This window comes from Humidesulfovibrio sp., from assembly GCF_031082295.1.
Lineage (GTDB): Bacteria > Desulfobacterota > Desulfovibrionia > Desulfovibrionales > Desulfovibrionaceae > Humidesulfovibrio.
Window position 1 is genome coordinate 1 of record NZ_JAVHLD010000032.1, and the last position, 20,751, is coordinate 20,751.

At 69.1% G+C, this 20,751-nt stretch carries 17 protein-coding genes; 8 read left to right on the forward strand and 9 right to left on the reverse strand.

The features are described from left to right. Positions 1-799: ABC transporter permease (locus RDU24_RS13335; protein ID WP_308736266.1), on the forward strand; the 799-nt coding region annotated here is incomplete at its 5' end. A 31-nt stretch (positions 800-830) separates the two neighbouring features. Here the strand turns inward: RDU24_RS13335 and RDU24_RS13340 are convergent. From RDU24_RS13340 to RDU24_RS13355, 4 genes are read right to left on the reverse strand one after another with little or no spacing between them, the layout of a single operon-like run. Beyond that, positions 831-1,280: a YHS domain-containing (seleno)protein gene (locus RDU24_RS13340; RefSeq protein ID WP_308736267.1), complete on the reverse strand. Its 450-nt coding sequence runs from the start codon at positions 1,278-1,280 to the stop codon at positions 831-833. 23 nt (positions 1,281-1,303) lie between these two features. After that, a complete protein-coding gene (locus RDU24_RS13345) occupies positions 1,304-2,101 on the reverse strand; it encodes a sterol desaturase family protein (protein WP_308736268.1) in 798 nt (265 codons plus the stop codon). Next, the gene (locus RDU24_RS13350; protein ID WP_308736269.1) at positions 2,098-2,757 is read right to left on the reverse strand and encodes a TIGR04282 family arsenosugar biosynthesis glycosyltransferase; all 660 of its coding nucleotides are present in this window, start codon (positions 2,755-2,757) and stop codon (positions 2,098-2,100) included. The genes RDU24_RS13345 and RDU24_RS13350 overlap by 4 nt, the downstream gene beginning before the upstream one ends. Further along, positions 2,754-3,509 (reverse strand): TIGR04283 family arsenosugar biosynthesis glycosyltransferase, encoded by a 756-nt coding sequence (locus RDU24_RS13355; RefSeq protein ID WP_308736270.1) that lies wholly within the window; start codon positions 3,507-3,509, stop codon positions 2,754-2,756. The genes RDU24_RS13350 and RDU24_RS13355 overlap by 4 nt, the downstream gene beginning before the upstream one ends. An 81-nt stretch (positions 3,510-3,590) precedes the next feature. On the opposite strand from RDU24_RS13355, the gene RDU24_RS13360 reads away from it, so the two are divergent. Further along, the gene (locus tag RDU24_RS13360; protein WP_308736271.1) at positions 3,591-4,307 is read left to right on the forward strand and encodes a TVP38/TMEM64 family protein; all 717 of its coding nucleotides are present in this window, start codon (positions 3,591-3,593) and stop codon (positions 4,305-4,307) included. 23 nt (positions 4,308-4,330) lie between these two features. Continuing rightward, positions 4,331-5,806, forward strand: a complete 1,476-nt coding sequence (locus RDU24_RS13365) for an FAD-dependent oxidoreductase (protein ID WP_308736272.1) — start codon at positions 4,331-4,333, stop codon at positions 5,804-5,806. A 46-nt stretch (positions 5,807-5,852) separates the two neighbouring features. Here the strand turns inward: RDU24_RS13365 and arsS are convergent, their stop codons facing one another. Genes arsS through msrB form a run of 3 tightly spaced genes read right to left on the reverse strand, consistent with a single transcriptional unit; the run spans position 5,853 to position 8,308 of the window. After that, entirely contained in the window at positions 5,853-6,806 is a 954-nt protein-coding gene (arsS, locus tag RDU24_RS13370) for an arsenosugar biosynthesis radical SAM (seleno)protein ArsS (protein ID WP_308736273.1), read from the reverse strand. Between the two features lie 9 nt (positions 6,807-6,815). Further along, positions 6,816-7,145: an arsenosugar biosynthesis-associated peroxidase-like protein gene (locus tag RDU24_RS13375; protein ID WP_308736274.1), complete on the reverse strand. Its 330-nt coding sequence runs from the start codon at positions 7,143-7,145 to the stop codon at positions 6,816-6,818. A gap of 50 nt (positions 7,146-7,195) precedes the next feature. Further along, positions 7,196-8,308 carry a peptide-methionine (R)-S-oxide reductase MsrB gene (gene msrB / locus RDU24_RS13380; RefSeq protein ID WP_308736275.1) on the reverse strand — a complete coding sequence of 371 codons (1,113 nt, stop codon included), beginning with the start codon at positions 8,306-8,308 and terminating at the stop codon, positions 7,196-7,198. Positions 8,309-8,465: 157 nt separating this feature from the next. Here msrB and RDU24_RS13385 point away from each other — a divergent pair, with 157 nt between their 5' ends. The 5 genes from RDU24_RS13385 to RDU24_RS13405 all read left to right on the forward strand — a co-directional run bounded on the left by RDU24_RS13385 (position 8,466) and on the right by RDU24_RS13405 (position 15,222). Beyond that, positions 8,466-10,121 (forward strand): adenylate/guanylate cyclase domain-containing protein, encoded by a 1,656-nt coding sequence (locus tag RDU24_RS13385; RefSeq protein WP_308736276.1) that lies wholly within the window; start codon positions 8,466-8,468, stop codon positions 10,119-10,121. 57 nt (positions 10,122-10,178) lie between these two features. Beyond that, on the forward strand, positions 10,179-11,978 hold the full coding sequence (locus RDU24_RS13390; RefSeq protein WP_308736277.1) for a bifunctional metallophosphatase/5'-nucleotidase: 1,800 nt from the start codon (positions 10,179-10,181) through the stop codon (positions 11,976-11,978). 134 nt (positions 11,979-12,112) lie between these two features. Then, positions 12,113-12,556, forward strand: coding sequence for a hypothetical protein (locus RDU24_RS13395; protein WP_308736278.1), 444 nt, complete (start codon positions 12,113-12,115; stop codon positions 12,554-12,556). Next, positions 12,553-14,862, forward strand: a complete 2,310-nt coding sequence (locus RDU24_RS13400) for a GAF domain-containing protein (protein ID WP_308736279.1) — start codon at positions 12,553-12,555, stop codon at positions 14,860-14,862. Before RDU24_RS13395 ends, RDU24_RS13400 begins: the two co-directional genes overlap by 4 nt. A gap of 24 nt (positions 14,863-14,886) precedes the next feature. After that, the gene (locus RDU24_RS13405; RefSeq protein WP_308736280.1) at positions 14,887-15,222 is read left to right on the forward strand and encodes a PilZ domain-containing protein; all 336 of its coding nucleotides are present in this window, start codon (positions 14,887-14,889) and stop codon (positions 15,220-15,222) included. An 18-nt stretch (positions 15,223-15,240) separates the two neighbouring features. Here RDU24_RS13405 and RDU24_RS13410 read toward each other — a convergent pair whose 3' ends face one another. Continuing rightward, entirely contained in the window at positions 15,241-17,409 is a 2,169-nt protein-coding gene (locus RDU24_RS13410) for a Tex family protein (RefSeq protein WP_308736281.1), read from the reverse strand. Between the two features lie 171 nt (positions 17,410-17,580). Then, entirely contained in the window at positions 17,581-20,733 is a 3,153-nt protein-coding gene (locus RDU24_RS13415) for an efflux RND transporter permease subunit (protein ID WP_308736282.1), read from the reverse strand. Between the last annotated feature and the right edge of the window lie 18 nt (positions 20,734-20,751).

Sequence of the window (20,751 nt, forward strand, 5' to 3'; positions counted from 1 at the left end):
CTTGATCCATCCGGCCAGGTCATTGGAATCGGGTAAGGCCCGGGGGGCCCGAGAGTCGTCCAGATCGTCGGCGGGAGCCGGGGCGGTGGCGGCGGGCCTGCACGGATTCTTCGCCATCAGCCTGGGCGCGAACCAGGTGCTCTCCGGCCTGGCCTTGTCGCTGCTCGGCGCGGGGCTCACCGGCGTGCTCGGCCGCGACCTGCTCGGCGCGCCGGGGCTGGTGCTCCCGTCCGTGCCGGTGCCGGCGCTCTCGGAGCTGCCCGTGGTCGGCCCGGCCCTGTTCAACCAGCCCGTGCTGACCTACCTGGCGCTCGTCCTGGCCCCGCTTTTGTGGTGGGCGCTGGCCCGCACGCGCCTGGGGCTTCTGGTGCGCGCCAGCGGGGAAAACGCCTCCGCCGCCTATGCCTCGGGCGTGTCCGTGCCTTTGGTGCGCCACGGCTGCACCTGTTTCGGCGGGGCGCTGGCGGGCCTGGGCGGAGCGTTCCTGTCGCTCTCCTACACGCCGGGCTGGAAGGAGGGCATGAGCGCGGGCCAGGGCTGGATCGCCATCGCCATGGTCATCTTCGCCACCTGGCGGCCAATGCGCGCCCTGTGCGGGGGGCTCTTGTTCGGCGCGCTCACCGCCGCCCAGTTCTCGTTCCAGACCGAGGGCGCGGAGCTGGTGCCCGTGTGGGTGCTGCGCGCCGGGCCGTACCTGCTGACCATCGGCGTGCTGACCTTGGTGCAGGCCAGCGCGCGGCTGCGGCGATATTCCGGCCCGCCCGCCGACCTGGGCCGCTTCTTCCGTCCCGGCAGCTAGGCCCGCTGACCGGAGAAGATCCGGAGAAGGCCTAGCGCCCCAGCACGCCCGGCCAGTTGCGGTCGGCCTGGTCGATGTAGCCCTTCGTGTCCAGCAGCCAGGTCTCGCGCACGGACTTGGAGTAGTTGAGGTACAGGTGCCCGTCCACGATGCTCCAAGCCTCCGGGTCGATGCCCGCGGTGGAGCCCTTGGCCACGGCGTAGGCGCAGTAGCCGCCGTATCGCGGCGCGTACTTCTCCGGGGTCGCCATGAACAGCCTCAGGTGTTCCGCCGAGGCGAAACGCCACTCCGCGCCGCTCCACTTCAGGCTGTGCTCCTTCTTGCCCTCCACGAACCTGCCTTGGGTGAAGTAGGCCACCACGTCCGCGCCTTTCACCGCCACGACGCCAAAAAAGCCGGTGTTCACGGCGCTCTTGGCGGCCAGGGCGGTGCTCGCGGCGAGGCAGAGCAGCAGGGTCAGGATCACGGTGCGTAGACGCATAAGACCTCCGGTGTCGCAGGCGATTACGCGAAGGGCATGCGCAACAGCCCCCAGAGCCCGGCCCAGGCGCGGTCGCGGAAGATGGTGAGGCCGATGGTCATGCCCGCGTGGCCCAGGGCTGGCTGGTCCAGGTAGGTGGCGAAGAGCCGGTCCCACCAGGGGAAGCAGAAGCCGAAGTTGGTGTTGGCCTCGCGCATGTCCGCGCTGTGGTGCACGCGGTGCATGTCCGGCGTGACGAGCGCCAGCCGCAGGGCGCGGTCCAGCGCCAGGGGCAGGCGAACATTGGCGTGGTTGAACATGGGCAGGGCGTTCAGCAGCAGCTCGAAGGCCAGCACCGCCCAGGCCGGGGGGCCGAGGGCAAGCACCAGCAGAAGCTTGTAGGCCAGGGACGCCAGCATCTCCAGCGGATGAAAGCGCACCGCCGTGGTCAGGTCGAGCACGGTGTCCGCGTGGTGCACGCGGTGCAGCCGCCAGAACCAGCGCCAGCGGTGCGAGGCCACATGCTGCCAGTAGATGGCGCAGTCGAGCAGCAGGATGGCGCACAGCCCGGCGGCGGGTTCCGGCAGCGGCAGCCCCAGCGCGGCAAGCAGGTTGAACAGCCCCCAGCCCTTGGCCTGGGCCAGGGCGGCCAGGCCCACGGGCAGCACCGGCACGCTCAGGCGGATGACGAGGGTGGACACGGCCACCAGCCCCAGGTTGGCGGGCCAGCGCAGCCGCCGCTCGGCCGGGCGCGCCAGGCGCGGGGCCAGTGCCTCCGCCAGGGCCAGGGCCAGCGCCACGCCCAGGAACGTGGACAGCCGCAGCAGCGCCTCGTGGTTCATGTTGCGCCCGCCTTTGCCCCGACGTCATCGGCCTCCAGCAGACGGGCGGCCTCCGGGTGGCTCTCCAGGTAGTCGGCCAGCCCGGCGCGGTCGTCGATGTCGCGCCAGGGCGGCAGCATGTAGGCCGTGCGGCCCGCCTCGCGCAGGGCGTCCAGGGTTTGGGCCAGCACCTTGGGCGTGCTCCAGTCGATGCCGGAGAAGATTTCCGGCGCGAAGCTGCCCCGACGCAGGGCGATGAGGTGGTAGCCGCCGTCCAGGGCCGGGCCGAGCACCGCGTCGTGGTCGTCCAGCCGCGCCAGCGCCTCGCTTAAGAACTCCGCGGGCCTGTCCGGGGCGTCGGTGCCCACCAGCACGGCGCGTTCCGCGCCACGGGCAAAGGCGTCCTCGAAGGCGTGGCGCATGCGCAGCCCCAGGTCCTCGCCCCTCTGCGGCGCGTAGTCGTACCCGGAGCCCAGCCAGGACGAGAACTCCCCCCCGCGCCGGGCCGGGGCGAAGCTGACAGTCACGGGCAGGCCGAGGCTCGCCGCCGCGGCCAGGGTTTCCTCCGCGAAATGCCGCGCCAGCCGCGCCGCCGCCGCATCGCCGACTTCGGCCGCCAGCCGCGTCTTGACCGCGCCGGGCTCGGGAAACTTCAAAAACACGATGACGCGCCTCATGTGTAGAACCTCGCAAGGCGTTGCGGGCCGACGCCCAGGTGGTAGAGCGCGCGCAGCAGCACGTTGCGGGCGGTGCAGAACAGCAGGCCCTCGGCCTCCCAGCGCCGGGCCGAGGTGGACGCGCAGGCGGACAGAAGCCGGATGCGGCGCCCGGAACGGCGCAGGCGGGTCATGAGCTCCAGGTCCTCCATGAGCGGGATGTCCGCGAAGCCGCCCACGGCCGCGAAGCAGTCCCGTCGCAGGAAGATGGCCTGGTCGCCGTAGGGCGCGCGCGTGAGGCGCGAGCGCAGGTTGGCCGCCCAGGCGATGAACCGAAGGCCGGGGCCGGGCGGGCCGCTCTCCGGCATGATGCGGAGCCGGAAGGCCCCGCCGCAGATTACCCCGCCGCCGGTATCGCCGGTCTCGGGCGCCAGGGCGTGCTCGATGCGCGCGAAGGCGTCCAGCGGCAGGCGCGTGTCCGCGTGCAGAAACAGCAGCACATCGCCGCGTGCCGCTGCGGCCCCGGCGTTCATCTGCCGCGCGCGGCCCTTGGCCGAGGCAAGGCCCTTCACGCCTGCTGTGTCCGCGCCCTCTCGCAGCGCCGCCAGGGTGGCCTGTTCCGGGTCGCCGTCCACCACGAGGATCTCCACGCTGCCAGCGCTCGGGCCGCCCGGGGCCGGAATGCGCGCCAAGTGCGCGAGCAGCGCGCCAATGCGCGCCTGTTCCCGGTACGCGGGGATGACGACGGAGAGGGCAGGGCGGGGGTGGTCCATGACGCATGGTAGCAGGTGCGCGGAGGAAACGGAAGGCTTGGCCGCGTTGCGGCGGCAGCGGGAATGCGCTAGGCTCGTGGCATGAGCCAGTCGCAGACCCCCTCCCCCCCGGGCGGCAACGCCCCCAGGTTCGCGCTGGCGGCTCTGCTGCTGCTCGGCGTCGCGGCCTTCTTCGGCCTTGGGCTGGACAAGTACCTGACCCTGGCGGCGCTCAAATCGTCCCTGGGCGAGCTGCGCCAGTGGACCGACCAGCGGCCCTGGGTTTCGGCCTCGGGGTTCTTCGCCCTGTACGTCACGGTCACCGGGCTGGGGCTGCCCGGCGCGGCGGTCATGACCATCGCCGGGGGCGCGCTGTTCGGCTTCGTGGAGGGCGTGGCGCTGGCCTCCTTCGCCAGCACGGGCGGCGCGGTGCTGTCCTGCCTGTCGGCGCGCTACATCCTGCGCGGCTGGGTGCAGGCGCGCTTCGGTTCCCGGCTGGCGGCCGTCAACCAGGGCATCGAGCGCGAGGGCGCGTTCTACCTGTTCACCATGCGCCTCATCCCGGCCCTGCCGTTCTGGGCCATCAACCTGCTCATGGGCCTGACGCCCATGCCCGTGCGCACCTATGCCTGGGTTTCGCAGGTGGGCATGCTCCCAGCGACCATGGTCTTCGTCTACGCCGGGACGCGCATCGCCCTTGTGGAGTCTTTGGCCGACGTGCTCTCTCCAGGCCTCATCGCGGCCTTTGCCCTGCTCGGGCTGTTCCCCATCACCGCGCGCAAGCTGGTGGCCTGGCTGCGCGGCAGGCGGCGGTCCTGACCTTCATCCGCAAGGAGGCGTCCATGGCAAACTACGACTACGACATCGCCATCATCGGCGGCGGAGCGGGCGGGCTTTCCGTGGCCGCCGGAGCGGCCCAGTTGGGCGCGCGCACCCTGCTCGTCGAGCGCGAGGAGCACCTCGGCGGGGATTGCCTGTTCTACGGCTGCGTGCCGAGCAAGACCCTCATCGCCACCGCCAACGCTCGCCACGTCATGTCGCGCGCGCAGGATTTCGGCCTGCCCGCCGTGGACCTGCCGCCCGTGGACTTCGCCAAGGTGCGCGAGCGCATCGAGAGCGTCATCATGGGCATCCGTGGGCACGACTCCATCGAGCGCTTCTGCGGCCTGGGGGCCGAGGTGCGCTTCGGGGCGGCGCGCTTCGTCGACGATCATGTGGCTGAAATCGACGGCAAGCGCGTGAGCGCGGCCAAATGGGTCGTGGCCACGGGCGCCCGCGCGCAGGTGCCGCCCATTCCCGGCCTGGCCGAGACGCCGTTTCTGACCAATCGCGAAATCTTTTCGCTGGAACGCCTGCCGGAGCGCCTGGTGGTGCTGGGCGGCGGGCCCATCGCCGTGGAGCTGGCCCAGGCCTTCCGCCGCCTGGGCTCCCAGGTGGACGTCGTCCAGCGCTCCACGAGCATCCTGACCCGCGACGACGCGGACATGGCCGCCGAGGTGCGGCAGACCCTGGAGGCCGAGGGCGTGCGCTTTCATCTGGGCGCGGCGCTTGCTTCCGTGGGGCTGGAGAAGGGGCGCAAGGTCGCGCGCTTCACCCAGGACGGGCAGGAGCGCAGCGTCGGCGGCGACGTCCTGCTGGTGGCCCTGGGCCGCACGCCCAACGTGGAGGGCCTGAGGCTGGAACAGGCCGGAGTCGAGTACGGCCCCAAGGGCATCACCGTGGACGCGCGCCTGCGCACCAGCCGACCGCACATCTTCGCCTGCGGCGACGTGACCGGGGCATGGCAGTTCACCCACGCGGCCGGGTACGAGGCGGGCGTGGTGGTGGCGAACGCAATCTTCCGCCTGCCGCGCAAGGCCGACTACACCTGGATGCCCTGGTGCACCTACACCGAGCCGGGCCTGGGCGGCCTGGGCCTGAACGAGGCCGCGGCCCGGAAGGCGGGCCTGAAGCCCGGCGTGGACTACCGGGTGGTGGTGGAGCATTTCGCGGACAACGACAAGGCCCGGGCCGAGGCCGAGACCGGGGGCAGGCTCAAGCTGCTGCTGGATTCCGGGGGCAAGCCGCTGGGCGTGCAGATCGTCGGTTCCGGCGCGGGCGAGCTTTTGGGCGAGTGGGCGGCGGTGCTGGCGGGCAAGGTCTCGCTGACCACGCTGGCGGGCACCACGCACCCGTACCCCACGCGCTGCGAGTCGGCCAAGGCCGTGGCCGGGCGCATCGTGGGCGAAAAGCTGTTCTCGCCCACGGTCAAGAAGGCCCTGCACTACGTGTTCGGGCTCAAGGGCCGGGCCTGCGTGCCGGCGGAGCCGCCTGCCTAAATGCGCGTGGTGCTCGCGGCCTGAACTAGGCCGCCACTGAGCCGCCTCAGGTGAAGCCCGACCCGGCGGTGCAGGCGAAGCAGTGCTCGCCCACGGGGATGGCCGCGCCTTCGTCGTGGGCCAGATAGTCGCGCACGTGCCGCGCCCCGCTGGCGGGGATCCCTGCGGCCTGATGGAAGTCGCAGTCGTAGAGGCTGCCGTCCCACCCCACGGACACGATGTTGCGGCACATGAGCGAGCAGAGCACGCCGGGGTTGAAGCGCTGGCGCAGCAAATCCATGTAGCCGCCCAGGTTGCCGGAGCGCTCAAGCCAGTTGTGGAAGCGCCCCAGCGGCACGTTGGCGAAGACGAAGAGCGAGTCGAAGCGGATGCCGCGGCGGTCGAGGGCCTGGCGGAAGGTCCTGGTGGCCGAGGCCTGGGCGGGCGGCAGGAAGGCGCCGCCGGGATTGGACACCAGGTGCAGTTCCAGTCCGGCGCCCTGCCCGAAGCCGCGTGAATTCAGCCTGTGCAGCATGTCGAGGCTCTTTTCGAACACCCCCGCGCCACGGATCGCCTCCACCTGCCCGGCGTTGACCGCGGGCAGCGACGCCCCGATGCTCCAGCCGCCCTTGGCCAGCAGGTCCACCAGCGCGTCGCGGCCGTCCATCTCCAGCAGCGCCAGCAGGTTGGTGCGGAAGATTCGCCCCGTGGCCTTGTTCGCCGCCAGGGGGCCGAGGTGCGTCAGCAGGTGCGCCAGGTCCGGGTTCAGCTCCGGCGCGCCGCCGGTGACGTCCACCGAGGCGAAGGGGACGCGCCGGGCCAGGGCGATGACCTCGTCCATGGTGGCGCGGCTCATGGCCTCGGTGCGCGTCGGCCCGGCCTCCAGGTGGCAGTGGCGGCAGGATAGGTTGCAGGCATAGCCCACGTTGACCTGCAGGCAGTCTGCGCGGCCCTTGCGCAGGCTCAGGCCGTGTTCCGCCAGGGTTTCGGCGAAGGTCATCTCGCTCGTGGGCGCGCTCATGAGGCTGGCCTACAGGGTCTTCTTGTCCAGGATGTTGCGCATCTGCACGCCGTGCACCAGGGTGGCCCCTCCGCGGATGGCCGCGGCCACGTGCACGGCCTCGGTCATCTCGTCGGGGTTGGAGCCCTTTTCCAGGCAGGTGTTGGTGTAGGCGTCGATGCAGTAGGGACACTGCACCGCGTGGGCCACGGCCAGGGCGATGAGGGCCTTTTCGCGCTCGGAGAGCGCGCCCTCGGCAAAGACCTCGCCGTAGTAGGCGAAGAACTTCTTCGCCGCCTCTGGCGCGTTCTTGCCGATGTCGCCGAATTTGGCCAGGTCCTGCGGGTTGTAGTAGTCCATCGGTGCCGCTCCTTGCGCTTGCGGGGGTGGTGGGTGACTGTAAGGGGCTCCTACTTGAACAGGCTCAAGTACTTGCCGTAGCCTTCCTTTTCCAGGTTCTCCCTGGGCACGAAGCGCAGCGCCGCGGAGTTCATGCAGTAGCGCAGGCCAGTGGGCTTGGGGCCGTCGGGGAACACGTGGCCCAGGTGGCTGTCGGCCAGCCTGCTGCGGACCTCGGTGCGCGTGGCAAACAGGGTGTTGTCCGCGCGCTCCACGATGTTGCCGGGCTCAAGCGGCCGGGTGAAGCTGGGCCAGCCGGTGCCGGAATCGAACTTGTCCCTGGAGCTGAAGAGCGCCTCGCCGGACACGATGTCCACGTAGATGCCCTCGCGCTTGTTGGTGTCGTATTCGTTGCGGAAGGGCGGCTCGGTGCCGTCCTCCTGCGTGACCTTGAACTGCATGGGGGTCAGCCTCGCCTTGAGCTGCTCGCGGGTGGGCTTGCGCCAGCCGCTCGCTGCCTCCGCCGAGAAGGCCGAGAACGGCTTGTCGGCCTCTGTCCCCCACAGGGCGCGGATGGTGTTGTCGCGGCCGCAGTTGTAGCGGTAGAACTTGTAGCGGATGGGGTTCTTCTCGAAGTAGCGCTGGTGGTACTCCTCCGCCGGGTAGAAGGTGGTGTAGTCGAGGATGGGCGTGACCACAGGGCGCTTGAGCGCATTGGAGTCCGCCACGGCCTTCTTGGAGGCCTCGGCCTCGCGCCGCTGCTCCGGGGTGTGCACGAAGATGGCCGGGCGGTACTGGTTGCCCCGGTCGCAGAACTGGCCGCCGTCGTCGGTGGCGTCGTGGTGCCGCCAGAACCATTCCAGCAGCAGCCGGTAGCTGACCTTGGTCGGGTCGTAGCGCAGCTGCACGGCCTCCAGGTGGCCGGTCTGCCCGGCGGAAACCTGCTTGTACGTGGGGTCCTTCTCCTTGCCGCCCGCATAGCCCGAGGTCACCTGGACCACGCCGGGGATGTGGACGAAGTCGGACTCGACGCACCAGAAGCAGCCGCCCGCGAAGGTGGCCACGCCGAGCTTGTCCTGGGTCATGACTGCTCCTTTGTGTTCCTGCGCCTTCTGGGGCGCGGCCATGGCCACAGGGATGCTGCAGGCCAGCAACAGCGCCAGAAGTGTGATTGCCCTCTTCATGTCCAACGCTCCAGCCAAAGGTGTTCAAGCCAAACAGGAATGTATGCCATTTTGGCCTGTAGTCAATGGGCGGGTGCGTCGGCTTGCGCAATCCATTCCCCTGGCGTAGGAAGAGGCAATCAGGGAATCCCCCCAGCCGCCCAGCCCGGAGGCCGCCATGCGCGCTCTTGCGCACTATGTTTTTGCCGCCACCATCACCGTCTTCTATGGCGGGCGGGTGTGCCCGTTCATCAATCAGCTGACCATCGTGCAGTGGGCGCAGTCCGTGGCCGTGGCCTTTGCCCTGGGGTATGCGCTGCACCGCTTCTACATCCGGCCCAGGGTGGAGAAGGGGCCTGTGCTGGGGCGGGTGCTCCGGCTGGCCAGGGCCGAGTTCGCGCTGTTCATGCTCCTGGGGGTCGCCCTGGCGGCGAACAACACGCTGGTGCTGGGCTTTCCGCTTCTGGCCAGCGGCGGCAAGGTGGTGCTGGGCTGCCTGATCCTGGGGGCCTTCGCCGCTGCGGACCTGGCCCTGGAGGAGGAGCGCAACCTGGCCCGGGAGTTCCTGCGCACCAACCAGGAAATCCCGGTGGGCGAGAAGATGTTCCCGCTGACCAGGCAGTTCGCCCTGGCGGCCACCTTCGTGCTGTTCTCCGTGGTGCTGGTGGTGTTTCTGATCCTGGTGCGCGACTTCGAGTGGGTCAAGGGCGTGGAGCACGGCAGCCTGGAGCTGCCCCTGCGCGCGGTGCTGGTGGAGTTCGCCTTTGTGCTGGCGGTGGCCCTGGCCGAGATACTGAACCTCATCAATTCGTTTTCGCGCAACCTGCGGCTGGCCTTCGACAATGAGAACGGCGCGCTCATGCAGGTGGCCGGGGGCAACCTGGACACGCGGGTGGTGGTCAGCAGCAACAACGAGTTCGGGCTCATGGCCAGCTACACCAACCGCATGATTATGACCCTTGGGGAGCGCACCCGCGAGCTGGCAACGGCCCAGGCCGAGGAGGAGAAAAGCAAGCTGCTGGCGGGACTCTCGGCCAGCCTGTCCAAATACCTCTCGCCCCAGATCGTGAACTCGCTGCTGACCGGGGAGAAAGGCACGGAGCTCGTCACCCAGCGCAAGAAGCTGACGGTCTTCTTCAGCGACATCAAGGACTTCACCAAGACCACCGAGAGCATGCAGCCCGAGGACCTGTCCAGCCTGCTGAACAGCTACTTTACCGAGATGTCCAGGATCGCCCTGGACTACGGGGCCACCATCGACAAGTTCATCGGCGACGCCATGCTCATGTTCTTCGGCGATCCCGAGACAAAGGGCGTGAAGGCGGACGCCGAGGCCTGCGTGCGCATGGCCGTGGCAATGCAGCGCCGCATGGGGGAGCTGCAGGGAGAATGGCGCGAGCGCGGCTACAACAAGCCCTTCCACATGCGCATCGGCATCAACACCGGCTTCTGCAACGTGGGCAACTTCGGCAGCGAAGACCGCATGGACTACACCATCATCGGCGGCGAGGTGAACCTGGCCGCGCGCCTGGAAGCACAGGCCGAGCCAGACGGCATCCTCATCTCCGCCGACACCTATGCGCTCGTGAAGGACATTGTGGAGGCCGAGGAGCGCCCCAGGCTTGAGGCCAAGGGCATCGAGCGCGAGGTCATCCCCTACGCCGTCACCGGCATTTTTGGAGAAACGCCCGGCGGGACGGATGTCTTCCGGAAGGAGCTCGACGGGCTGCGCATCGTCGCGGACCTGGAGAAGGTCAGCGACGGGGACAGGGCCGCCGCCATCGCCAGCGTGCAGGAGCTGCTGGCGCGTCTGCGCGGCGGGCGCACCGGCTGAGATGCCGCCGGGGGCCGCCATCTTTCTTGAACGAACAAGGCGCAGGAGGCCGAATCCATGCCACCGACCGTGAAGCCCTTTCGGCTGCTGCAATGCGCCGCGCTGCTGTTGCTGCTCTGCGCTGGCTGCGCGCGGCCGCCGCACCAGCCCCTCACCCTGACCATCGCCCACGTCAACGACACGCACTCCAACCTTGAGCCCGTGGACACCGGCCTGACCCTGGCGGGCGAGAAGGTCAAGGCGCAGCTGGGCGGGTTCGCGCGGCTCAAGACGGCACTCGACGCGGTGCGCGCGCGCGATCCCAACGTGCTGGCGCTGCACGCCGGGGACGCGGTGCAGGGCACGCTGTTCTTCAACGTGTTCCAGGGCCGGGTGGACTTCGCGTTCCTCAATCAGTTGGGGTTGGATGCCATGACCCTCGGCAACCATGAGTTCGACAAGGGCCCGGCCCTCACGGGTTCGCTGGTGGCCCGTGCCAGGTTCCCGGTGGTCTCGGCCAATCTCGACGTTTCGGTGGAGCCGGCCCTGGACGGGCGCATCCGGCCCTCGGTGGTGCGGCTCTACGGCGGCGAGCGCGTGGGCGTCATCGGCGCCACCACGCCCAGCACGCCCAAGATCACCAGCGATGTGGGCGGGGTGGTGTTCCACCCCGTGGCCCCGGCGGTGGCGGCGGCCATCGCGGAGCTGAGCGGCCAGGACGTGGACAAGATCGTGGTGCTCTCGCACCTGGGCTACGAGTCCGATATCGCCCTGGCCAAGGCCGTGCCGGGCATCGACGTCATCGTGGGCGGGCATTCCCACACGCTGCTTGGCGATCCGGCCAGGCTCGGGAAACTGGGCCTGACCCCGGCGGGGCCGTATCCCACCGAGGTGCGCGGCCCGGACGGCGGCAGGGTTCTGGTGGTGCAGGCCTGGCGCTGGGGCGTGGAGCTCGGTGTGCTGAAGGTCTCCTTCGACGCGGCGGGGGAGGTCGTGGGCTTCGATGCCCGGCCCATGCTGCTGGCCGGGGATGACTTTTCCCGGGACGGCAAGGCCGTGGCCAAGGGGTCGCCCGAGCAGGCGCGGCTCACGGCGGCGCTTGCGGACTCCGGCGTGGCGCAGGTGGTCGCCGAGGACCCCGCCCTGGCCAAGCGGCTGGAGCCTTTCGCCCGGCAGCTCGATCCCTTCCGCAACGCCCGCATCGGGGCTCGCGCGGCGGTGGACCTCGTGCGCGGCACCTCCACGGATCCCGGGCCCATCGTGGCCGACGCCTACCTCGCCAAGGTTCCCGACGCGCAGGTGGCCCTGCTCATGCCCGGCGGCCTGCGCCAGGATATCTTCCAGGGCGAGATCACCCAGGGCATGGTCATGGGCGTGCTGCCCTTCGGCAACACCCTGGTCACCGTCGACCTCACCGGGGCCGAGTTCAAGCAGGCCCTGGAGGACGCCGCCGAGTTCCGGCTCAAGACCCATCCGCCCGCCGGAGCCGATATGCGCAATGTCCGGCTGTTCCACGCCTCCGGCTTCACCTGCGTGGTGGATCCGGCGCGGCCTTCGGGCCTCCGCGTCAGCGGCATCCGCGTGCGGCAGTCAGGCGAGCATGGCGGCGGCGTGGCGGAGCTTGACCCGGAGGCCACCTACCGGCTCGTGACCAACAGCTTCGTGGCGGGCGGCGGCGACGGCCTGACGACGCTCAAGAACGCCGCGGGCGAGCGTCTGGACACCGGCTACCTGGAATCCGACGCCCTGGCGGAGCATTTGAAGGCGCTCGGCGTGGTCACTGCCCCGGAGGAGCGGCGCGTGGCCATCGAAGCGGGGTCTGCAGCACCGGTGTCCCGGCTGCGGTCCGGCCGGGCCAGGCTTGGGGAAGCGGCGTAGGCTTTCTGGACGTGAGATGAGCGGGTGGGAATTGTTCCTGGCACCCCGCCCCATTGACAAAATTCCGCAAATATCCTCTACTTTATCAAGACTAGCGATTGTTTCGACTGAAACCTGACCAGGACAGCGAAATCATGACCCATTCGCCCAGCAAGACCGACGAACTCAGCGCCCTGCACGCCGAGAACCGCCACCTCAAGGAAACCGTCGCGGCCATGCGGGACACCCTTGAGGCCATGGTGCTTGAGAAGAATTCGGCGGTGCAGCGGCAGGCGGCGGCCAGCCGGGACGAGATCGAGAACATGAAGTCCGCCGTGGTGGCCCTGCGCGACGCTCTGGAGAACCTGCGCATCGAGCGCGACCGCCAGGTTCAGGAGGCCGTGGCCCGGGGCAAGGCCGAGAACCGCGAACTTCAGAACGCCGTCCAGGCGCTGCGAGACCGTCTGGATCAGGCCCTGCTGGATGAACGCGACCGCTTCCGGCTGGAGCGCCGGGGGCTTGAGGACGAGTTGGCGCAGCTGCGCCAGACCGTGACGGTGTTGCGCGAGGCCCTTGAGGCCAAAGGCCGGACCCCATGACCCCGCCCGCAAAATCCTCCGTCCGGACAAAAAAGCCCGCCAAGGGACCCGCCAGGACCCCGGCCGCGGTCAAGCATCTCGCGCAGGAGCGCTCGGAGATGCTGCTCGGCGTGTCGCACCGTATGGCCGCCCTGGACACCCTGGACGAGATGCTCCAGGCCCTGGTGGAGATGACCAGCTGGGAGCTGGGGGCCGAGCGCGGCTCCCTGTTCCTGAACGACCCCGAGAGCGGGGAGCTGTATTCCATCGTGGCCCTGGGCAACCAGCGCCGCCGCATCCGCATCCTGAACACCACCGGCGTGGCCGGGCGGGTGTTCACCACCGGCAAGGGCATGGTGGTTGCCGACGCCTACAAGAGCAAGCATTTCAACCGCGAGGTGGACCTGCAGACCGGGTTCGTGACCCGCAACATCATCTGCGCGCCCATCCGCACGGTGAAGGGCGAGATCATCGGCGTGGCCCAGGTGCTGAACAAGAAGGAAGGGGCCTTCACCCGCGAGGACCTGAAGCTGCTGGAAGCCATCGCCATGCAGGCGGCCATCGCCTTGTCCGGCGCGCAGTTCGTGGAGAAGATGCAGGCCTCCCGCGCCAAGGAGCTGGAGTTCCTGAACGTCGTGGCCGACGTGACCTCCGAGATCGAACTCGGCACGCTCCTGCGCAAGGTCATGGGCGAGGCCACCAAGATGCTCGCCGCCGAGCGCTCCACGCTGTTCCTGAACGACGAGAAGACCAATGAGCTCTGGTCCATGGTGGGCGAGGGCATCGCCGCCACCCAGATACGCTTCCCCAACCACCTGGGCATCGCGGGGGCCGTGTTCACCAGCGGCCAGTCCGTCAACATCCCCCACGCTTACGCCGACCTGCGCTTCAATCCGGCCTTCGACAAGAAGACGGGCTTCTTCACGCGCTCCATCCTGTGCACCCCGGTGGTCACCAAGGAAGGCAAGGTCATCGGCGTGACGCAGGTGCTGAACCGGCACGGCGGCCCCTTCACCAGCGAGGACGAGTCCCGGCTCAAGGCCTTCACCGCGCAGATCTCCATCGCGCTGGAGAACGCCAAGCTCTTCAGCGACGTGCAGAACATGAAGAACTACAACGAGAGCATGCTGCACAGCATGAGCAACGGGGTCATCACCCTCGACGAGGACGGCCGCATCAAGACCTGCAACGCCGCCGGGCTGCGCATCCTCTCCGCCGAGGCCGCTGGCCTGCTCGGCACGCCCTTTGCCGAGTTCTTCACCGGCGCCAACGCCTGGCTGGTGGACAAGGTGGCGGCGGTGGACGCGTCCCTGCTGCCGGAAACCACCGTGGACGCCGAGCTCGTGCTGGCCGAGCGCAACGTGTCCGTGAACGTCTCGGTGCTGCCGCTCTTGAGCGGCGAGCAGAAGAAGCTCGGCACCATGCTCATGATCGAGGACATCTCAAGCGAGAAGCGCATGAAGTCCACCATGAGCCGCTACATGGACCCCAAGCTGGCCGACCAGCTCATGGCCGGGGGCGAGGACATTCTGGGCGGCAAGGTGGTGGACGTCACCGTGCTGTTCTCCGACATCAGGAGCTTCACCACCCTGACCGAGAGCCTGGGCGCCCAGGGCACGGTCAGCTTCCTGAACGACTATTTCACGCTCATGGTGGATTGCCTGCAGGCCGAGGGCGGCATGCTCGACAAGTTCATCGGCGACGCCATCATGGCCGTGTTCGGCATTCCGCTGCCCCACGAGGACGACGAGGACCGGGCCCTGCGTTGCGCCATCGCCATGATCCGCTCCCTGTCCGTGTTCAACGCCCAGCGCGCGGCCCTGGGCAACAAGCCCATCGACATCGGCATCGGGCTCAACTCGGCCCAGGTGGTCTCGGGCAACATCGGCTCGCCCAAGCGCATGGACTACACCATCATCGGCGACGGGGTGAACCTGGCCTCGCGCCTGGAGAGCGCCTGCAAGCAGTACAGCGCGCGCATCCTGATCAGCGAGTTCACCCAGGCCAGGCTGAAGGGCATCTACCGGATGCGGGACGTGGACGACGTGGTGGTGAAGGGCAAGACGGAGCCCGTGCGCATCTACGAGGTGCTGGACTACCACACCGACCAGACCTTCCCGAACCTCATGGAGGCCACGGGGCATTTCCAGGAGGGCCGCAAGGCCTACCGCGCCGGGGACTTCGCCAAGGCCACCAAGGCCTTTGCCGAGGCCCTGCGCCTGAACCCCTCGGACAAGCTCTCCAGCACCTATCTGGGCCGGTGCGAAACCCTGGCCGCGGACCCGCCCAAGGATTGGCGCGGGGTGTGGACCATGACCTCGAAGTAGCCTGCGGCAGGCAATGGAGCGCCCGTGAACACAACCGGAAAACCCCCTGGCCCGAGCCAGCCCACGCCTTCCGGCGCGGACCACAGAAGCCATGCCCGCCACACGGTGCTTGTGGCCGGGCGGCTCTGGAGCGGCAACGAGTGGCAGACCTGCGAGGTGGTCAACGTGTCCGTGGGCGGGGCCAAGCTGCGCGTGCTCGGCATCTACTGCAAGGACCAGGAGCTCGTCATGGAGATCAAGTCCTGCGGCAAGTTCCCCGGCGTGGTGGCCTGGGTGCGCGGCGACGAGGTGGGGCTCCATTTCACCGGCGACCCGGCAGAGATCGCCGAAGCGCTCATTGCCTTGGCCACCTTCGGCTAGGGGCCAGCTTCCGTTGACCTAGCCGCCGACTTTCCGCCCGGTTCCCCTCATGCTGAGGCCGATGCGCCCGCGCTGCAGGTCCACCTCCGTCACCCTGACCAGCACCTCCTGCCCCACGCGCACCACCTGCGCCGGATCGGCCACGAAGCGGTCCGCCAGCTGGCTCACGTGGACCATGCCGTCGCGGTGCACCCCCACGTCCACAAAGGCCCCGAACTTGGTCACGTTGGTGACCAGGCCGGGCAGCTCCATGCCGGGCTCCAAGTCCTCGATGCGGCCCACGCCCTCGGCAAAGGCGAAGGCGCTGAAGCCCTCGCGCGGGTCGCGCCCCGGCTTGTCCAACTCGGCCATGATGTCCGTCAGGGTGGGCAGGCCGGTGTCCCCGTCCACATAGTCCGCCAGGCGCACCTGAGCCCTGGCCCCGGCGTCGGCCAGGAGCTGGGCCACGGTGCACTTGGCGTCGCGGGCCATGCGCTTGACCAGGGCGTAGCGCTCCGGGTGCACGGCGCATAAGTCCAGGGGCTCCGGTCCGCGCACGCGCAGAAAACCCGCGGCCTGCTCATAGGCCTTGGGTCCCAGGCGCTTGACCTTGCGCAGGGCGTCGCGCGTTTGGAAGGGGCCGTTTTCCGTGCGGTGCTCCACGATATTTTTGGCCAGCACCGGCCCCAGCCCGGAGACGTGGGCCAGCAGCTCCTGGCTGGCGGTGTTCACGTCCACGCCCACGGCGTTGACGCAGCTCATGACCACGTCGTTGAGCGCCTTGCGCAGGCCCGCCTGGTCCACGTCGTGCTGGTACTGGCCCACGCCGATGGACTTGGGGTCGAGCTTGACCAGCTCGGCCAGGGGGTCCATGAGCCTGCGGCCGATGCTCACGGCCCCGCGCACGGTGAGGTCCAGGTCGGGGAATTCCCGCCGGGCGATGTCCGAGGCCGAGTAGATGGAGGCCCCGGCCTCGTTGACCAGCGCCACCGGAATGCCCAGGTCCAGCCCGCGCACGAAGGCCTCGGTCTCGCGCCCGGCGGTGCCGTTGCCGATGCCGATGGCCTCCACCTGGTGGCGCGCGCACAGGTCCTTCAGGGTGGCGGCAGCGGCCTCGCGCTGGCTGGCCGAGGTGGTGGGGTAGATGGTGGCGTGGTGCTTGAGCGCGCCCTGGGCGTCCAGCACGGCCAGCTTGGCCCCGGTGCGGAAGCCGGGATCAAGCGCCAGCACGCGCTTTTGCCCCAGAGGCGGAGCCAGCAGCAGCCCGCGCAGGTTGGCGGCGAAGACCCGGATGGCCTCGGCGTCGGCCCGGGCCTTGACCTCGGCGCGGAGCTCGTTTTCCAGAGACGGGCAGAGCAGGCGCTTCACGCCGTCGGCCAAGGCCAGGTCCACCTGCTGCGTATCCGAGTTGACCGCGACGGGCCCGCGTCCGCGCAGAAACGCGCGCCGGGCCAGCTCCAGAACATCCTCCTCCGGCGGGCGCAGCGAGAGGGTCAGGAAACCCTCGGCCTCGCCCCGGAACATGGCCAGGGCGCGGTGGCCGGGGATGGTCCTGAGCGCCTCGTCCCAGGCGAACCAGTCGCGGTAGGTGGCCCCCGCCTGCTCCTTGCCCTTGACCACCTTGGCCTGGAAGCGGCCGCGCCGGGCGAACAGGTCGCGCACGCTGGCGCGCAGGCGCGGCTCCTCGGCCACCTGCTCGGCCAGGATGTCGCGCGCGCCGGAGAGCGCCGCCTCCGCGTCGGGCACGCCCTTGGCCTCGTCCACAAAGGGCCGCGCCAGGGCCAGGGCGTCGCGCCCCTGCTGGCCGCCCTGTTGGATGAAAAGCGCCTTGGCCAGGGGCTCCAGGCCCTTCTCGCGGGCCATGGCCGCGCGGGTGCGGCGCTTGGGCCGGTAGGGCAGGTACACGTCCTCCAGCCGGGCCTTGTCCTGGGCCTCGTCCACGGCCTTCTTCAGCTCCGGGGTGAGCAGCCCGCGCTCCTCCAGGGAGGCGACGATGGCCTCGCGGCGCTTGTCCAGCTCGGCCAGATCCTCCAGGCGGTCGCGGATGGCGGCGATGGCCACCTCGTCCAGCGAGCCCGTGGCCTCCTTGCGGTAGCGGGCCATGAAGGGGACGGTGGCGCCCTCGCTCACCAGGCGGGCCACGGCAGCCACCTGGGCTTGGGACAAAGACATTTCCTTGGCGATGCGCGGGCAATGATTTTCGGTCACGGTGCTTCCTTGCGTGCGGGATAAGGCTTGGCGCTGCGGCGCTTGCGCAACGTACCGCAAAAGGTTGCGGCGCGAAACCGGAGAAATCCGGCTGGGAGCGGCGGGGATGAAGCGAAAAGCGGGCGGCCTGGTGGTCAGGCCGCCCGCTTCGGGTGCGCGTTGCTCGCTGGTTCAGACGTCCGTGGCGTCGTGCTTCGGCGTCGGCTCCAGCGTGGGCGCTTTGCCGCGCCGGGCCAGGCTGTACACCAGCACGAAGAACACCGGCACGAAGTAGATGCCGAGCACCGTGGCCGAGAGCATGCCGCCGATGACGCCGGTGCCGATGGCCTTCTGGCTGCCGGAGCCAGCGCCGGTGCTGAGCGCGAGCGGCAGCACGCCCAGGATGAAGGCCAGGGAGGTCATGAGGATGGGGCGCAGGCGCAGGCGAGAGGCCTCCAGGGTGGCCTCAAGCACGCCGTAGCCCTTTTCAACCAAGTCCTTGGCGAACTCCACGATGAGGATGGCGTTCTTGGCCGCCAGCCCGATGGTGGTGAGCAGGCCCACCTGGAAGTACACGTCGTTGGTCAGTCCCCGGCTCATGGTGGCCAGCACCGAGCCGATGATGCCCAGCGGCACCACCAGGATGACCGCCGTGGGCACGCTCCAGCTCTCGTACAGCGCGGCCAGGCACAAGAACACCACCAGGATGGAGATGGCGTACAGGGCCGGGGCCTGGGAGCCGCTCATGCGCTCCTGGTAGGACAGGCCAGTCCACTCCAGGCCGATGCCAGCCGGGAGCTTGGCGGCGATGGCCTCGATGGCCTCCATGGCGTGGCCGGAGCTCTTGCCCGGCGCGGGCATGCCCTGCACCTCCACGGCGGGGAAGCCGTTGTAGCGCTCCAGGCGCGGCGAGCCGTAGGTCCAGCGGCCAGTGGCGAAGGCGCCGAAAGGCACCATGCCGCCCTGGGTGTTGCGCACGTACCAGCGGTTGATGTCCTCGGGCAGCATGCGGAAGGGCGCGTCGCCCTGCACGAAGACCTTCTTCACGCGGCCACGGTCGATGAAGTCGTTGACGTAGGCCCCGCCCAGCACCGTGGACAGGGTGTCGTTGATGTCGCCCAGGTTCAGGGCGAAGGCCCCGGCCTTGGCCTGGTCGATGTCGATCTGGTACTGCGGGGTGTCCTCCTGGCCGTTGGGGCGCACGGCCATGAGGTTCGGGTCCTTGGCGGCCATGCCCAGCAGCTGGTTGCGCGCGTTCATGAGGGCCGTGTGGCCCAGCCCGGCGCGGTCCTGCAGGTACAGGTCAAAGCCCGAGGCGTTGCCGAGTTCCATCACCGCGGGCGGGGTGAAGGCGAAGACCATGGCGTTCTTGATCTGCGAGAAGGCCCCCATGGCCCGCCGGGCGATGGCTGCGGCGCGGCTGGCCTCGCCCTTGCGCTCGTCCCAGTCCTTGAGCTGGATGAAGGCCAGGCCGGTGTTCTGGCCGCTGCCCGCGAAGCTGAAGCCCGCCACCGTGAAGATGGAGCTGACCGTGGCCTTCTCCGTCTCCATGAAGTGGTGCTCCACCTTCTTCAGCACCTCCAGGGTGCGCTCCTGGGTGGCGCCCGTGGGCAGCTGGATGAGCGAGAAGATGACGCCCTGGTCCTCCTCCGGCAGGAAGGAGGAGGGCAGGCGCAGGAACAGGAGGACCAGGCCGGCCACGATGACCGCGTAGACGACCATGGTCCGCTTGGTGCGGCCCAGGAGGCCGCCCACGCCGGTCACGTAGCCCCGCGAGGTCTTGTCGAAGAGGCGGTTGAACCAGCCGAAGAAGCCGTGCTGGTGCGCCTCGTGGCCGCCCTTTTTCACCGGCTTGAGGAAGCTGGCGCACAGGGCCGGGGTGAGCACGATGGCCACCAGCACCGAAAGCGCCATGGCCGAGACGATGGTCAGCGAGAACTGGCGGTAGATGACGCCCGTGGAGCCGCTGATGAAGGCCATGGGGATGAACACCGCCGAGAGCACCAGGGCGATGCCCACCAGCGCGCCGGTGATCTGCCCCATGGATTTCCTGGTGGCCTCACGCGGTGGCAGGCCTTCCTCGGTCATTATTCGCTCCACGTTTTCGACCACCACGATGGCGTCGTCCACGAGGAGCCCGATTGCCAGCACCACGCCGAACATGGTCAGCGTGTTGATGGAGAAGCCGAAGGCCGCCATGACCCCGAAGGTGCCCAGCAGGACCACGGGCACCGCGATGGTTGGGATGACGGTGGCGCGGAAGTTCTGCAGGAACAGGTACATGACCAGGAACACCAGCAGGATGGCCTCGGCCAGGGTCTTGACGACCTCTTCCACCGAGGCGCGAACGAAGGGCGTCGTGTCATACGGGAACACCACGCGCACGCCCTGGGGGAAGGTCTTGGAGAGCTGGTCCATGGACGTTTTCAGGGCCTTCACCGTGTCCAGGGCGTTGGCGCCGGTGGCCAGCTTAACGGCCAGGCCAGCGGCGGGCTTGCCGTTGAAGTGGGTGACGGTGCTGTAGTTCTCGCGCCCCAGTTCGCAGCGGGCCACGTCGCCCAGGCGCACGGCGGAGCCGTCCTGGTTCACGCGCAGCAGGACCTTGCTGAACTGCTCGGCGGTTTCCAGGCGCGTCTGCGAGAGGATGGTGAAGTTCATCTGCTGGCCGGGGACGGCGGGGTTGCCGCCGATCTGGCCCGCGGAGATCTGGGCGTTCTGGGCGGTGATGGCGCTCTTCACGTCGGCCGGGGTCAGCTTGTAGCTGTTCAGCTTGTCCGGGTCGAGCCAGACGCGCATGGCGTACTGCGAGCCGAAGAGGGTGGCCTCGCCCACGCCGTTGACGCGGCTGATGGGGTCGAGCACGTAGGCGGCCACGAAGTCGGCCAGGTCGCCGCCGGTCATCTTGTCGTCGTCGGAGACGAAGCCCAGCACCATGAGGAAGTTGCGGGCGCTCTTGGCCACGGTGATGCCCTGGCGCTGCACCTCTTGCGGCAGCAGCGGGGTGGCCAGGGCCAGCTTGTTCTGCACCTGCACCTGGGCGATGTCCGGGTCGGTGGAGGAGTCGAAGGTCAGGGTGATGTTCACCTGGCCCGTGGTGTCGCTGGTGGACGACATGTAGCGCAGGTTGTCGATGCCGTTCATCTTCTGCTCGATGACCTGGGTGACGGTGTCCTCCAGGGTCTTGGGCGAGGCGCCGGGATACATGGCGGTGATGCTGACGGCTGTGGGCGCGATGCGCGGATATTGCGAGATGGGCAGGCGCATGATGGACAGCGCGCCCGCCAGCATGATGATGATGGCGATGACCCAGGCGAAGACCGGGCGGTCGATGAAGAACTTGGCCATGTGCGGAGGCTCCCGGTG

Bases quoted from the DNA above. Each gene is read 5' to 3' on its own strand.
- RDU24_RS13340 (WP_308736267.1), bottom strand. From the start codon at position 1,280: ATGCGTCTACGCACCGTGATCCTGACCCTGCTGCTCTGCCTCGCCGCG.
- RDU24_RS13345 (WP_308736268.1), bottom strand. From the start codon at position 2,101: ATGAACCACGAGGCGCTGCTGCGGCTGTCCACGTTCCTGGGCGTGGCG.
- RDU24_RS13350 (WP_308736269.1), bottom strand. From the start codon at position 2,757: ATGAGGCGCGTCATCGTGTTTTTGAAGTTTCCCGAGCCCGGCGCGGTC.
- RDU24_RS13355 (WP_308736270.1), bottom strand. From the start codon at position 3,509: ATGGACCACCCCCGCCCTGCCCTCTCCGTCGTCATCCCCGCGTACCGG.
- RDU24_RS13360 (WP_308736271.1), top strand. From the start codon at position 3,591: ATGAGCCAGTCGCAGACCCCCTCCCCCCCGGGCGGCAACGCCCCCAGG.
- RDU24_RS13365 (WP_308736272.1), top strand. From the start codon at position 4,331: ATGGCAAACTACGACTACGACATCGCCATCATCGGCGGCGGAGCGGGC.
- arsS (WP_308736273.1), bottom strand. From the start codon at position 6,806: ATGAGCGCGCCCACGAGCGAGATGACCTTCGCCGAAACCCTGGCGGAA.
- RDU24_RS13375 (WP_308736274.1), bottom strand. From the start codon at position 7,145: ATGGACTACTACAACCCGCAGGACCTGGCCAAATTCGGCGACATCGGC.
- msrB (WP_308736275.1), bottom strand. From the start codon at position 8,308: ATGAAGAGGGCAATCACACTTCTGGCGCTGTTGCTGGCCTGCAGCATC.
- RDU24_RS13385 (WP_308736276.1), top strand. From the start codon at position 8,466: ATGCGCGCTCTTGCGCACTATGTTTTTGCCGCCACCATCACCGTCTTC.
- RDU24_RS13390 (WP_308736277.1), top strand. From the start codon at position 10,179: ATGCCACCGACCGTGAAGCCCTTTCGGCTGCTGCAATGCGCCGCGCTG.
- RDU24_RS13395 (WP_308736278.1), top strand. From the start codon at position 12,113: ATGACCCATTCGCCCAGCAAGACCGACGAACTCAGCGCCCTGCACGCC.
- RDU24_RS13400 (WP_308736279.1), top strand. From the start codon at position 12,553: ATGACCCCGCCCGCAAAATCCTCCGTCCGGACAAAAAAGCCCGCCAAG.
- RDU24_RS13415 (WP_308736282.1), bottom strand. From the start codon at position 20,733: ATGGCCAAGTTCTTCATCGACCGCCCGGTCTTCGCCTGGGTCATCGCC.